Raw genomic sequence first — 13,647 nt, 5'->3', positions numbered from 1 at the left:
TTAAATTATATTCCATTTTCCAGCATTTACCAAAATTCCGCCATCTCCATCATATTTTTTTGTTTGTTCGATGGTGACAGGTATCGGGTTCTTGCTTTTAATTATATTGTTATTGCTTTCATCTCTCACCCCAAAAAACATTTGATAATTTCCTGCTGATAAATATTCTGTTTCCAAGGTGCAAATGATTCTGACTTTACCTTCTAGATCAGACTCTAGGGTGAAGTCTTCATTATCTAAAGAATGAGATGTTAATATCCTATTGTCTTGTAAGTCATTTAATGCAACTCCAACAACGAGCTTTTTCATTGGTTCTATAAAATCAAAATCGAAGGCGATATTTAATTTTTCTCCTTGAGTGAAAAAACTTTGAAGATTATTAGATTGATCTATAAAGTATGGCGTTTTTAGTTTTAACCTTTTACAAGACGAAACTAAAAATTCTTCGGATAACTCTTGCATTTGTCTGTTTGTCTGAGAATATCTGTCAATAATTGTTTGAGTATCATCGATTAATGATACTTTTCCGTCTTCTAATAGTACTCCTTTTGTGCAAAGATTCTTTATTGCCCCCATGTTATGACTCACAAACAACACAGTCCTTCCTTCCCCTCTCGATACATCCTGCATTTTTCCTATTGCCTTTTTTTGAAATTCGGCATCGCCTACAGCAAGTACTTCGTCCACAACCAGAATTTCGGGTTCCAGATGGGCGGCTATTGCAAAACCGAGACGAACAGTCATCCCCGAAGAGTAACGTTTCACAGGAGTATCGATATATCTTTCAATACCTGCAAAATCGACTATTTCATCCATTTTGCTCTTTATTTCGGCTTTGGTCATTCCCATGATGGAACCGTTCATGAAAATGTTTTCGCGACCGGTGAGTTCGGGATGAAAACCTGTGCCAACTTCCAATAAAGATGCGATGCGTCCCTTGGCCTTAATGCTGCCTGTTGTAGGAGACGTCACCCGCGATAATATTTTGAGTAATGTAGATTTTCCTGCGCCATTTTTACCAATGATGCCGACCACTTCTCCCTGTTTTACATCGAAAGTAATATCTTTCAATGCCCAAACATATTTACTGTCGGCTTTAGACGCTCTATCGTTTACATCACCTATCTTTAGATAAGGGTCTTCTTTTCCTCTTGCGGTATACCACCACCTGTTTATATCGTGCAATATCGTACCTGTGCCAATTAACCCTAGCCGATATTGTTTCGAAATATTCTCAAATTTTATTGCTATATCCGACATTTCAGAATTATTATCTATGTTGTTTTTGAAATTTATACAATTTTATCTCAGCCGCTGTGTCATACCATGCCCAGAAACAGGATAGGATAAATCCATAAAATCCATCTTTATATCCTTTATCTTTTATGAAGCAGGAATGGAATGCTTTCAATGGTCTTTTCAATATTTTTTTCTTCGTTGCTACAAAGCCCATAAAATTTCGCGACTCTCCCTCTAGCTTTAGGTATCTCGAATGTTTCTCTTTCAATTGCTTGAAGCTAAGCATCCAGTAATGATGGTCTATATTTTTACCGGTGTAAGGTATGAAATAGGGTTCATACGGTTCTGTAACCGTTCTTCCTGCATGTACAATACCACTCATTTTACATCTGTCTTTATGAAATATCAGCCATCTGGAGTGCATTCCTCCCCACCGGGTACCTATCAATTTATGTTTTTTATAATAATATACGCATGGGACTAATATGGCTCCGATATTGTCAGAAACTCCTTTTTCAAAAAGCTTTTCTATATCTAAACAAATTTCCTCGCTAAGTCGTTCATCCGGATCAATAGTTAGTATCCAGTCATACTTTTCGGATTTATAATATTCCGCTACGATAGCTTCTCCAATATGTACCCGGTCATGTTTGATTACTTCTGTACAATATCTTTCAGCTATCTCAATTGAATTGTCTTCCGAACCTTGATCAACATATTTAATTTGTTCGCAAAAGGAGATAGATTTCAAACAATCTTCCAGAATATAACCTTCGTTATATCCTGTGACTATTGCACTTATTGGCAGTTTCTTACATTCCACAGTTTACACAAATTATACTACATCGATAAAACTACGTTCTACTTTATTAAAGACCCATGATCCTGTGATAATCACAATAATCATTACAACAAAGCTATATCCCAGCCAGAACCAGCTGAATGTTCCCGCTCCCATAAAACCATATCGTAGAGTTTCCACTATCGAGGTCAGAGGATTAAGTTGAATGATCCACATATATTTCTCGTATTTCTCTGCCATTACCGATAGCGGATAAATTACGGGAGTGGCATACATCCACAAAGAGATGACGAATCCAAAAAGGATAGCCATATCTCTGTATTTGGTTGTTACGGAGGATATAATAATTCCGAAGCCTAATCCCAGCCCTGCCATTATGATTACAAGTAATGGAAAGAGAAGGACGTATATATTAGGCGTTATATTGCTTCCTGTAAAGTTAAAATAAACATATACCGCAAGAAACAATACCAATTGTATTGCAAACCTGACAAGATTAGATATGACACCGGATATGGGCACAACCAAACGAGGGAAATATACTTTACTGAATACTCCCGCGTTGCCGAGAAATGTACCGGATGTTTTGCCCAGACAGTCTGAGAAGTAATTCCAACATAATATACCGGATAGATAAAATAACGGTTGTGGCAGACCGTCGGTTGGTATCTGTGCTATATTGCCAAATACAAACATAAACATTATAGTGGTAAATATGGGTTGTATAATAAACCATAGAGGCCCGAGTACTGTTTGTTTATATATTGTTACAATATCGCGGCGGACATACATTTGGAGTAGATCCCGATAGCGCCACACTTCTTTCAAATTGAGGGAGAAATTACTTCCACGCGGTTCAATCTCTATATCCCAGTATTCTTTTTCAGGTTCCATTAAGAAGTCAGATGTTAGTGTAAAATAAAACATGCGAAGATAGTAATTTATCTTCTTTGTATTGTAAAAATTGCTAACGTCTTATCGTAAAAATAAGAAAAACCCATATGAGTATACTCATACAGGTTTGTAACCTTTTGGCTAGTTGCTTATTATTTCTTTACAGTAGCAGCAGCAAGAGAATCAGCAATAGCTTGAACTTGAGCGATAGAGTCAGCCTGAGCTTTAGTAGCAGCTTCAGCAGCAACTTGAGCTTCTACAGCAGCAATTGAGTCAGCTTCAGCTTTAGCAGCAGCTTCTTTAGCTTTGTTATCTCCACATGATGCAAGAGAAATTGCAATAGCAACAACAGCGAATAAAACTAATTTTTTCATTTTCTTTTCTATTAAAACTTAAACGGTAAATGTATTTGAGTTATTTCTGATAACACGATGCAAAGATATATATATTTATTCAGATGTTGTATAGCATAATTATGTTTTTTTTAGTGTTTTTTTTATTTTTTTTCTAAGTTACACGAAAAAAAACTGTTGTGTTGGCTATAAATGCTTATTTATCATATAGATATCTCTTTATGCTCTTCTTAGGAGTTTTTTCAAATTCGCTGGGATAAATCTGGATAGTCGTGATATTTTCATAGCTAGCCAACTGTTTATTGAGGTTTTGCCGGTTTTGTTCCATGATGGCTGGTAACATTTCCTGATCGATATGCGCGGCATCCATTGTCTCATAATCAGGGTGAGCTAACGCTACAAGTTTACCGTTACGTTCTACAACCAGACTTTCGAGAATAAAAGGCATATTATTAAGGCGAGCCTCTATTTCTTCGGGGAAAATGTTTTGTCCGCTTGGTCCCAGTAACATTGTTTTACTGCGCCCTCTGATAAAGATTCTATTATTTTTGTCTATGGTACCCAAGTCTCCGGTTCTTAGCCAGCCGTCTTCTGTGAAAGCGGCTTTTGTAGCCTCTTCGTTCTTATAATATCCCTTCATGACGTTTTCTCCTCTGACCTGTATTTCCCCGACAATAGAATATGGATCACTTGAGTCGATGCGCACTGCCATGATATTGTCAAGGATTTTTCCGCAAGATGTAGGAATAAAGTCGTAATTATGGTCGTATGAGATAAGCGGGGCGCATTCGGTCATCCCATAACCGACTGTGAACGGGAATTTTATTTTATGTAAAAAAGCCTCAACCTCCCCATTTAAAGCTGCACCTCCAATGATGACCTCATGGAAATTCCCGCCAAGAGCTTCCATCATACCTTTTCTTATTTTTGCATAAATTTGATCTCTTACAATTGGAATTTTTAGGGCCATTTTTATCGCAGGTTTTTCTATTTTGGGTAAGATGGCTTTTTTATAAATTTTCTCAATAACCAGAGGTACTGATATTATAAGATGCGGTTTGATTTCGGCAAAAGCTTCAGCCAGAATTTTAGGTGACGGAGCTTTTCCCAGCAATGTTGTATGTGCACCTTCAGTTAGTGAATATAGGAATTCAAACGCACAGCCGTAAGCATGCGCCAGTGGTAGAAATGAGACTATATCTTGTCCTCTGAATAATAATTTCAAATAATGGGCGTGTGTAATATTTCCAGCCAGATTGTTCGCTGTAAGCATCACACCTTTACTAAATCCGGTTGTTCCTGATGTGTAATTTATAAGAACTACTTCGGAATTATCAACTTCGGCATATTCGATATCGTTCGGCATATATCCATTAGGATATTTCTCATTCATTTTTTCATCGATACTTTCGGCAATTTGTGATAGTCTTTCTCCTTTTTGCTCATACAAACATTTGTACTGAAGATCGTTTACCGAGAAAGAACCTCTGACAGAGGGGATTGAATCTTCATCCAAAGAATCCCATATTTGAGCGCTGGTAAACAGTAATTTCGATTCGGAATGATTGATGATGTGTTGTACACTGTCGGCATGAAAATCTTGTAAGATCGGTACTATTACCGCCCCATATGTAAGTGTTGCCAGATAAACTGTACACCAGGGTATGTTGTTCTTTCCTATCAAAGCTACTTTGTCTCCTTTTTTTATCTGGGCTTCTTCCAACAAAATATGTACGCGGGCTATTTCTCTGGCCAGGTCTTTGTAATATAAAGTTTTCTTTTCGGAATAATCCGATAGACCTTTCAGTTCCCAGTTGTTTTTGAAACTGTTTTCATACAGGGAAATGAGATTTTCTTTGATCATAGATAAATATTTAGTTCGTTTTTATTTCAGGGCACAGATTAGCAATATGCTCAATAGTATATATTAATTAAATTATTGCTCATTTTTCATCTTTTTGTGCAAAAATAATATAAAGGGCATAATCTGCAACTATTTTATGTCTAAAATTGTACTAAAATGCGTAATTTTGTACTCTTTTACGCATCGCTTCCTAGAGGAGGATAATAAGATGTGGTGTCTATTGTATTTAATATTACTTAATTAGGTGTCTCTCGTACAATGATAGATAATTCTATATTTGAAAATAAAAAAGCTGCTTACTTAACTCTTGGCTGCAAGCTGAATTTTGCTGAAACTTCGGCAATAGGTCGCCAATTGTCGCAGGTTGGAGTTCGTAGGGCCCGCGAAAGTGAAGTCGCTGATATTTGTGTTATAAATACATGCTCTGTTACAGAGTTTGCAGACAAAAAATGCAGACAAGCAGTTCGTAAACTTATAAAAGAAAACCCGGGAGCTTATGTGATTGTCACAGGTTGTTATGCTCAGCTAAAGCCGGAAGATATAGCCGCTATTGATGGGGTAGATATCGTTTTAGGATCGGAACAAAAGCTCGATGTTGTCGCCTATCTGGATGAATTGAAGAAAAAGGATAAAGGTGTAATTCATACATCAAAAACGAATCACATAAAATCGTTTGTTCCGTCATGTTCTCAGGACGACCGTACCCGTTATTTCCTGAAGGTGCAAGACGGGTGCGATTATTTTTGCTCTTTTTGTACCATACCTTTTGCTCGTGGACGTAGTCGCAACGGTACAATAGAAAGTATGGTCGATCAGGCAAAAGAGGTGGTGGCTAAAGGAGGCAAGGAGATTGTGCTTACAGGAGTAAATATCGGAGATTTTGGGAGGACTACAGGCGAAACTTTCTTCGATCTGATAAAAGCCTTAGACGAGGTAGAAGGAATAGAACGTTACCGGATTTCTTCCATTGAACCAAATTTGTTGACAGATGAGATAATCGAATTCGTCGCTACATCGAAACGCTTTGCTCCGCATTTTCATATTCCATTACAATCGGGGTCGGATGCGGTTCTGAAATTGATGCGCCGTCGGTACGATACGGCTCTTTTCCGTCATAAAGTAGAAAAAATAAAGTCTATAATACCGGATGCTTTTATAGGTGTCGATGTGATTGTTGGTACGCGTGGCGAAACAGATGAATACTTCGAAGAAGCCAGATTGTTTTTAGAAAGTTTGGATTTCTCGCAATTGCATGTGTTTACGTATTCGGAACGCCCTAATACTCAGGCGCTGAAAATAGATCATGAGGTGGACCCAAAAACAAAACATGCTCGTTGTAAAGTTTTATTGGATTTGTCGGATAGAAAACTGTCTGGTTTTTACCAATCGCAAAAAGGTACCAACCGTAAAGTATTATTTGAGCATACTCAGCATGATGATGTGATGTATGGTTTTACTGAAAATTATATAAAAGTGGAAACTCCGTACTCGGCGAGCAAGGCAAATGAAATAAAAATGATTACTTTAGGAGAGTTTAACAGTGTGAAAACTGCTCTGGTTGAAGGATAAGGAATAAAATGAACAAAATACTATATTACATAATATATAGTTGGACATATCTCCATGCATTATTGCCATTCAGGGCGTTGTATGTCTTGTCAGACATTCTTTATTTTTGGGTGTATATAGTTGCCGGTTATCGTCTTAAAGTTGTTCGGGAAAACCTTTCCGGTAGTTTCCCCGAAAAATCGAAGAAAGAACTCCGTTCAATTGAGCGGGAATTTTACCATCATTTTTGCGATTATTTTGTAGAAACTATCAAGCTGTTACACATATCCGATGAGGAAATGAGTAAGCGTATGAAGTTCGAGAATATAGAATTAGCAAGAGATTTGATGAAAGAAGGTAATTCAGTGTTGATGTTTCTTGGTCATTATTGTAATTGGGAATGGGTAACTTCTATTAATCTCAATTTTGAAGATGAAGAAAATATAATTCTTGCCCAGATATACAAGCCGTTGAAAAATAAGGCCTTTGATGATCTGTTTTTGAAGATAAGAAGTCGTTTCGGATCTTTGGGAATACCACGATATGAAACTTTACGTGCGATAGTCAAACTACGCAGAGATAAGAAACAAACAATGATTGGCTTTATGGCCGATCAGTTGCCGTCGATTAACAATATTCATTATTGGACTACTTTTTTGAATCAGGATTCAGCCGTATTTACAGGTGTAGAGCGTATAGCAAGGCAAACGGGATTTGCGGTAGTTTATCTCGATATGCAAAAAGAGAGTAGGGGATATTATAAAGCGACAATAAAACTGATAAGTGATAATCCCGCTGAAGAACCCGAATTCAAAATAACCGAAACCTATATCCGGGCAATGGAAAAAACGATATTGAGAGAGCCGGCTTACTGGCTGTGGACTCATAAACGTTGGAAAAGATCGCGCCGGGAAGTAGAAGAAATGCAACATCATCATAAATGAAAAAGACAGCTGTCGTAATTCTTAATTGGAACGGAAGAAAATTACTCGAAGAGTTTTTACCCTCGGTGATGCAGTATTCTTCATTGCCCGATGTTGAGATTGTGGTAGCTGATAATGGATCGACAGACGATTCCATTGCCTTTCTTACTGCTGTATATCCTCAGATTACACGTGTTGTATTATCGGAGAACTACGGTTTTGCTGATGGATACAACCGAGCTTTAAAGAAAGTGGAAGCTGAGTATTTTGTTTTATTAAATTCCGATGTTGAGGTGACAGAGGATTGGCTATTGCCTATGATCGACTATCTGGATAAAAATCAGGATGTCGTAGCCATTCAACCCAAAATAAGAGCTCAGCGAAATAAAGCATATTTTGAATATGCCGGAGCTTCGGGCGGTTTCATCGATAAATATGGATATCCGTTTTGTCGCGGACGTATATTTTCGAGTGTGGAAAAAGATTCTGGCCAGTATAATGAGCCTATGGATATACTTTGGGCTACAGGAGCATGTCTGGTCATTCGCGCGAAGGAATTTTTCGAGGCAGGAGGTTTCGATGCGTCTTTTTTTGCACACATGGAAGAAATCGACCTTTGCTGGAGACTCAATTGTAGAGGTAAGCGTATTGTTTGCCTTCCTGTATCCACTGTCTATCATGTTGGAGCAGCAACGTTGAAAAAGGAGAGCCCACGCAAGACGTATCTCAACTTTAGAAATAACCTGTTGATGCTTTATAAGAATCTGCCTCAGGAACATCTCAGGCGGACGATGTCTATCCGGTTGATACTCGATTATATAGCAGCATTTCAATTTGCGGTTACAGGCAAGTATGCGAATGCCGGGGAAGTGATCAGAGCGCATAAGGATTTCTATAATAATAGATCCGCATACCGTCAGGCAAGACAAGAGAACCTGGGCAAAACAGTGATCGGCACACCCGAAACGATATACCCTAAGAGCATCCTGTCCGCGTATTATCTTAAAGGGGTGCGTTTCTTTTCTAAGCTGCAAGGCTTCATTTAAATTAGCAGATGTGCAAATATGCTAATGTGCCGATGGCGCAAAGCGACAATAACAGTAAACAATCTTTAAATTTTGAAATTTAAACAGGCTCTAATATTCAGATTTCTGATTTTCTCGTATATTTGACGCAGGTATTGGAACAAAGAATGAAGAAGATAATCATCGTATTTTTATTGTCTTTTATCGCTGTTACGGTGAATTGCCAAACAGAACGCAAGACGTACTGGGATATGGCTGTCATATCCGAAACGGGCGATACTATTGCTATGTTCAATTTAAATCCTGTTTATGTTTTTGCTCCGATGAAGTTCAAGGATGAGAAACAGCGGCAGGCTTATTCAAAACTCGTGCGTGATGTCAGGATAACTTATCCGTATGCCCGTAAAATAGCAGAAGCGGTCATTGAGACCTATGAATATATGCAGACTTTGCCCACAGATAAAGAGCGGCAAAAGTATCTGGAAGATGTTCAGAAGTTTATGACATCGGAGTATAAGCCTAAGTTGAAAAAGATGACTAAAGCTCAGGGTAAGATTTTAATAAAACTTGTAGACCGTGAATGTAACACATCTTCATATAACATTGTCAAAGCATTGTTAGGCAGCTTTAAAGCCGGAGTATATAATGCCTTTGCCGGATTGTTCGGTAATAGCCTCAAGGTAGAATATGAACCTGATGGCAGAGATGCCGAAATAGAAAACATTGTAGTGCAGATAAAACAAGGCACAATAGACTATTATTATACCCGTAATTATCATGGTTGGTAAAACAATACTTTAATTTGTGGTTTTCGCTTCCAAATCTTTTGTTTTTATATTAGTGGCAATAATAGCCAAAAGTATCAGAATTACACCTATCCATTTAATCGCATCAACATTTTCTTTAAGGATTAAAGCAGACGATAGCGTTGCTACCGGAAGTTCGGCTGCGCTGAGAATAGCGCCGATAGATACTCCTACCCGTGGTATTCCCATCGAAAAGAAAAATGGAGGAACAACTGTCCCGAACAGAGCCAGGCTTAATCCCCACAAATACAATCCGCCGAGGTAAGTTCCATTGAAAAAGAATAATGGCGGGAAAATGATGAAGGTCATAATACAAGAGCCTGTGATCATCAGGGCGCTTTTCTTTAGTACAGGCAGATCGTTACCTATACGTCCGCTGGCCATCAGGAATATAGCATAGCTTGCAGCTGCCAGCAGACCAAAAACAACGCCTTTCAGGTTAAGCTCTATCGTGCTGTTAAAGAGCCCTCCGGCCAGAAGTGTACCGGCTAAAACAATGCTTAGTAGCAAAAGCTGTTTGCGGGTAGGCTTTTTTTTGAATACAACGGCTTCGATAAGTACGCTTATCCAAAGATATTGCATCAATAAGATGATAGCGATCGATGCAGGCAAAAGTTTCACACATTGATAATAAAAGATACCTACAAGTCCGGTAAATGTTCCGGCAATGCATACTTTCCACCATTTAGTTTTATCAGCAGGTTCCTTTTTCTCCTTATCAATGCCTTTATCTTGTTTTTTTATCTTGGTAGATATCATATAAAGAGCCCAAAGTATAACCATTCCTGAGAAACTTTGAGTTCCGGTTATCTCACCTAATGTAAAACCTTGCTCGTAAGCAAATTTTACAATAGTAGATAATAATCCGAAGCTGACTGCTCCTAAAAAGACCAGTAAACCGCCTTTTATCCTCTCATTCATTTTTCTCTTTTTATAGTTTTAGTATAAGTAATAGTTGACGCATCAGCACACAAAAAAAGGATACCCCTTTGTCCCGGATACCCCCTCCATTTGTTAGCTCGTTCGTTTGTATGCTTCATGAATTATACAAACGTTTTGGTGATGCAAAGGTAATAATTTTATGGTAAAAATAAAAAACAAAAGAGGCTTAAATATAATCAAGCCCCTGTGTAATTGTATGATATTCTTTTACTTTACTTCCCAGACATCTTTGGTCATCAAGTAATCTTTCAGTTTTCGAACCGGATTTTTTGCCTTAACTGCTTCTATTTGATTGGCTACACCTTCATCGTAAGTCGGTTCTTTTACATCGCGGATAACACCCAAAGCTACAGGGAGTCCGTTTTCCGGAGCCATAAGCCCGAGTTTAAGGTGTAGAACGTCGTCTCCAGCCTTAGCGTCATGTACAAGTATATCGTCTATTGTATAACCATCCTGACCTATTGTAACGGCTTTGAGCTTCCATCCGTCCATAACAAGGCCTTTCTCATTATTTGTTCCGAATAGCATTTTTTCTCCATGTTTCAACAAAATGGTACGTTCGGCTCTCCATGCTTTGTCTACAATGTTGCTATGAATGTCATCATTGAAGATAACACAGTTTTGTAGTATTTCTACTACCGACGTACCTTTATGTTTTGCGGCATCGACAAGTATTTCTGTCGTATTTGCCAAGTCAACATCGATACAACGGGCAAAGAATGTTCCGCGTGCGCCTAATGCCAGTTCTACCGGATGGAAAGGATCTTCTACCGTACCATATGGAGACGATTTTGAAACAAATCCTCTGTCGGAAGTAGGGGAGAACTGCCCTTTTGTTAAGCCGTATATTTTGTTGTTGAGTAACAGGATATTAATATCTACATTGCGACGTACAGCATGTATGAAGTGGTTGCCACCGATAGCCAGACAGTCTCCGTCTCCGGTTGCCAGCCATACCGATAGTTCCGGTTTGGCAGTCTTTACACCTGTTGCTATTGCAGCTCCACGTCCGTGTATGGTGTGGAATCCATATGTATTCATATAATATGGTAAACGCGAGGAGCATCCAATGCCGGATATAACGGCAGTCATATGGGGTTCGATGCTTAGCTCAGACATCGCTTTATGCAGGCAGTTGAGCAAGGCATGGTCTCCACATCCGGGACACCAGCGGACATATTGATCACTTTTATAATCTTTGGCCGAAAAAGATGGGGCCATTTTTAAATTTGTATCCATAATAACTTACTCTTCTAGTTTTTTAGTGAATGCATCGATCAACTCATGTATAGAGAATGGCTGACCTTCTACTTTGTTATAACGGGAAATTTTCAGTCCCGGAATTTTTTCTGTCAGATAACCGGCAAACTGCCCGTTGTTTTGTTCGGCTACGACTATATTTTTAAATTTACCAAGTATCGCTGCCGTGTTCTTCGGTAGCGGACTGATAAAGCGGAAATGGGCAAGAGCTATTTTATGTCCGGCTTCATTCATCTTTTCTACAGCTTCGCGAAGATGCCCGTAGGTTCCTCCCCATCCTACAACCAGCAGATCAGAATCTTCTCCGCCTACAAGTTCCAATTGTGGTATATAATCAGCTATTTTGTCTATCTTAGCTTGTCGTGTGTCTACCATCCTTTGATGATTCGCGGAGTCAGTCGATATTGCTCCCGAGTCATAATCCTTTTCAAGTCCTCCAATACGATGAGTGTACCCCGGAGTTCCTGCTGCCGCCCAATAGCGGGCATATGTTTCATTGTCACGCAATGCGCTTCGCCATTCATTCTCATCTACTCGGGTTTGATCGTGAGGCACAATGGTTGGATACTTTTCAATATCGGGAATACGCCATGCCGAAGCACCGTTGGCAATATATCCGTCAGTAAGCAAAATAGCAGGGGTTATATGTTCTAAAGCTATTTTGGATGCCCAATACGCCATGTCGAAGCAATCGGTAGGAGTGGCGGCAGCCATCACAACGATAGGGCTTTCTCCATTTCTTCCGTAAAGAGCCTGACGAAGGTCGGTTTGTTCGGTTTTTGTAGGGAGTCCTGTTGAAGGGCCTCCGCGCTGTACGTCTATAACAACTAGCGGAAGCTCTGCCATTACAGCCAGACCAATGGCTTCACTCTTGAGTGCCAGACCTGGGCCTGATGTCGAAGTAGCAGCTAATGATCCGGTAAAACTGGCTCCAATAGCGGTACAAACGCCGGCGATTTCGTCCTCAACCTGAATAGCTTTTACGCCTAGTTGTTTAAATTTTACAAGTTCATGCAATATGTCGGTCGCAGGAGTAATTGGGTATGATCCTAAAAATAATTGACGTCCGGCATTTTCGGCTGCTGCTATCAATCCGTAGGCAGTTGCTGTATTTCCGTTAACATCAAGATAATAACCCTTTTCTACATTGACTGTTTCTACACGGTATGATGATATAGTGGTGTCGGTATTGTGTCCATAGTTGAAGCCATCTGCCAACACTTTTAGATTCGCTTCTACAAGAGCCGGTTTTTTTGCGAATTTTGCAGACAACATATGATTTGCTACATCTAATGGGCGGTTAAATAACCAGCACACTAAACCGAGTGCAAACATATTTTTGCTTCTTGTACGGGATTTCATATCCAGATCTGTTCCCTCCAGGCTATCTTTGGTCAGGCCGGTTATCGGTACAGATATTATTTGCTGCGATGTTAAACCAAGTTCTGTAAAAGGATCTTCAGTCTTAAATAAAGCTTTCTCCAAATCTCTTTTCTGAAAAGAATCAGTGTCGATTATAATAACCGAATCCGATTTTAAATGTTTGGCATTAACTTTAAGTGCAGCGGGATTCATTGCAACTAACACGTCGCATAGGTCTCCGGAATTATAAATTTTATTCCCCAAATGTACTTGAAACCCTGATACGCCGGATAAAGTGCCTTGCGGTGCACGGATTTCTGCCGGATAATCCGGGAATGTTGCAATCTCGTTTCCGAAAATTGCCGAAAGATTTGAGAAGATGGTGCCGGTTAACTGCATACCATCTCCCGAGTCGCCTGAAAAACGTATGACTATGTCATTGACGTCTTTGATGTTAATAGTGTTTTGCATTACTTATTCTATGATAACAACAGTATATTGAATTATTAAACAAAGGAAGAAAGTATTAGCGAATAAACAAACTTATTTTACACAAAAAATATCAAAATAACACTTTTGTGTCATGCTTTTTAAGGTATCTTATAGGTAGGGTTATCTTTTTGACGAAT

12 protein-coding genes are annotated in these 13,647 nt (G+C 39.0%); 4 read left to right on the top strand and 8 right to left on the bottom strand.

Going from position 1 to position 13,647, the window contains the following annotated elements; all coding sequences use genetic code 11:
• The 5 genes from ACYPZI_RS09535 to ACYPZI_RS09515 all read right to left on the bottom strand — a co-directional run bounded on the left by ACYPZI_RS09535 (position 1) and on the right by ACYPZI_RS09515 (position 5,152).
• Complete coding sequence (locus tag ACYPZI_RS09535) at positions 1–1,260, bottom strand: ABC transporter ATP-binding protein (protein WP_459600953.1); 1,260 nt, start codon at positions 1,258–1,260, stop codon at positions 1–3.
• A gap of 10 nt (positions 1,261–1,270) precedes the next feature.
• The gene (locus ACYPZI_RS09530) at positions 1,271–2,062 is read right to left on the bottom strand and encodes a glycosyltransferase (RefSeq protein ID WP_459600951.1); all 792 of its coding nucleotides are present in this window, start codon (positions 2,060–2,062) and stop codon (positions 1,271–1,273) included.
• A 12-nt stretch (positions 2,063–2,074) separates the two neighbouring features.
• Positions 2,075–2,935, bottom strand: coding sequence for an ABC transporter permease (locus ACYPZI_RS09525; RefSeq protein WP_459600949.1), 861 nt, complete (start codon positions 2,933–2,935; stop codon positions 2,075–2,077).
• Positions 2,936–3,087: 152 nt separating this feature from the next.
• Entirely contained in the window at positions 3,088–3,309 is a 222-nt protein-coding gene (locus ACYPZI_RS09520; RefSeq protein WP_459600947.1) for a hypothetical protein, read from the bottom strand.
• A gap of 175 nt (positions 3,310–3,484) precedes the next feature.
• The gene (locus ACYPZI_RS09515) at positions 3,485–5,152 is read right to left on the bottom strand and encodes an AMP-binding protein (protein WP_459600945.1); all 1,668 of its coding nucleotides are present in this window, start codon (positions 5,150–5,152) and stop codon (positions 3,485–3,487) included.
• Between the two features lie 258 nt (positions 5,153–5,410).
• On the opposite strand from ACYPZI_RS09515, the gene mtaB reads away from it, so the two are divergent.
• The 4 genes from mtaB (at position 5,411) to ACYPZI_RS09495 (ending at position 9,436) form a co-directional block, all read left to right on the top strand.
• Entirely contained in the window at positions 5,411–6,721 is a 1,311-nt protein-coding gene (gene mtaB / locus ACYPZI_RS09510) for a tRNA (N(6)-L-threonylcarbamoyladenosine(37)-C(2))-methylthiotransferase MtaB (RefSeq protein WP_459600943.1), read from the top strand.
• 8 nt (positions 6,722–6,729) lie between these two features.
• Positions 6,730–7,644, top strand: coding sequence for a lysophospholipid acyltransferase family protein (locus ACYPZI_RS09505; RefSeq protein WP_459600941.1), 915 nt, complete (start codon positions 6,730–6,732; stop codon positions 7,642–7,644).
• Entirely contained in the window at positions 7,641–8,669 is a 1,029-nt protein-coding gene (locus tag ACYPZI_RS09500; protein WP_459600939.1) for a glycosyltransferase family 2 protein, read from the top strand. Before ACYPZI_RS09505 ends, ACYPZI_RS09500 begins: the two co-directional genes overlap by 4 nt.
• Before the next feature lie 146 nt (positions 8,670–8,815).
• Positions 8,816–9,436 (top strand): DUF4294 domain-containing protein, encoded by a 621-nt coding sequence (locus ACYPZI_RS09495; protein ID WP_459600937.1) that lies wholly within the window; start codon positions 8,816–8,818, stop codon positions 9,434–9,436.
• A gap of 9 nt (positions 9,437–9,445) precedes the next feature.
• Here ACYPZI_RS09495 and ACYPZI_RS09490 read toward each other — a convergent pair whose 3' ends face one another.
• From ACYPZI_RS09490 to ACYPZI_RS09480, 3 genes are all read right to left on the bottom strand, one after another.
• A complete protein-coding gene (locus ACYPZI_RS09490; RefSeq protein ID WP_459600935.1) occupies positions 9,446–10,375 on the bottom strand; it encodes an EamA family transporter in 930 nt (309 codons plus the stop codon).
• Between the two features lie 228 nt (positions 10,376–10,603).
• Positions 10,604–11,635, bottom strand: a complete 1,032-nt coding sequence (locus ACYPZI_RS09485) for a 2-oxoacid:ferredoxin oxidoreductase subunit beta (RefSeq protein ID WP_459600933.1) — start codon at positions 11,633–11,635, stop codon at positions 10,604–10,606.
• Between the two features lie 6 nt (positions 11,636–11,641).
• The gene (locus ACYPZI_RS09480) at positions 11,642–13,489 is read right to left on the bottom strand and encodes a 2-oxoacid:acceptor oxidoreductase subunit alpha (protein WP_459600931.1); all 1,848 of its coding nucleotides are present in this window, start codon (positions 13,487–13,489) and stop codon (positions 11,642–11,644) included.
• Positions 13,490–13,647 lie beyond the last annotated feature (158 nt).

It is taken from the genome of Dysgonomonas reticulitermitis (assembly GCF_054601275.1).
Note: the sequence above shows the minus strand (reverse complement) of the source record. Positions and strands in the feature narration are given on the sequence as shown.

Bases quoted from the DNA above. Each gene is read 5' to 3' on its own strand.
- ACYPZI_RS09485 (WP_459600933.1), bottom strand. From the start codon at position 11,635: ATGGATACAAATTTAAAAATGGCCCCATCTTTTTCGGCCAAAGATTAT.
- ACYPZI_RS09515 (WP_459600945.1), bottom strand. From the start codon at position 5,152: ATGATCAAAGAAAATCTCATTTCCCTGTATGAAAACAGTTTCAAAAAC.
- ACYPZI_RS09495 (WP_459600937.1), top strand. From the start codon at position 8,816: ATGAAGAAGATAATCATCGTATTTTTATTGTCTTTTATCGCTGTTACG.
- mtaB (WP_459600943.1), top strand. From the start codon at position 5,411: ATGATAGATAATTCTATATTTGAAAATAAAAAAGCTGCTTACTTAACT.
- ACYPZI_RS09505 (WP_459600941.1), top strand. From the start codon at position 6,730: ATGAACAAAATACTATATTACATAATATATAGTTGGACATATCTCCAT.
- ACYPZI_RS09520 (WP_459600947.1), bottom strand. From the start codon at position 3,309: ATGAAAAAATTAGTTTTATTCGCTGTTGTTGCTATTGCAATTTCTCTT.
- ACYPZI_RS09535 (WP_459600953.1), bottom strand. From the start codon at position 1,260: ATGTCGGATATAGCAATAAAATTTGAGAATATTTCGAAACAATATCGG.
- ACYPZI_RS09490 (WP_459600935.1), bottom strand. From the start codon at position 10,375: ATGAATGAGAGGATAAAAGGCGGTTTACTGGTCTTTTTAGGAGCAGTC.
- ACYPZI_RS09480 (WP_459600931.1), bottom strand. From the start codon at position 13,489: ATGCAAAACACTATTAACATCAAAGACGTCAATGACATAGTCATACGT.
- ACYPZI_RS09525 (WP_459600949.1), bottom strand. From the start codon at position 2,935: ATGGAACCTGAAAAAGAATACTGGGATATAGAGATTGAACCGCGTGGA.
- ACYPZI_RS09500 (WP_459600939.1), top strand. From the start codon at position 7,641: ATGAAAAAGACAGCTGTCGTAATTCTTAATTGGAACGGAAGAAAATTA.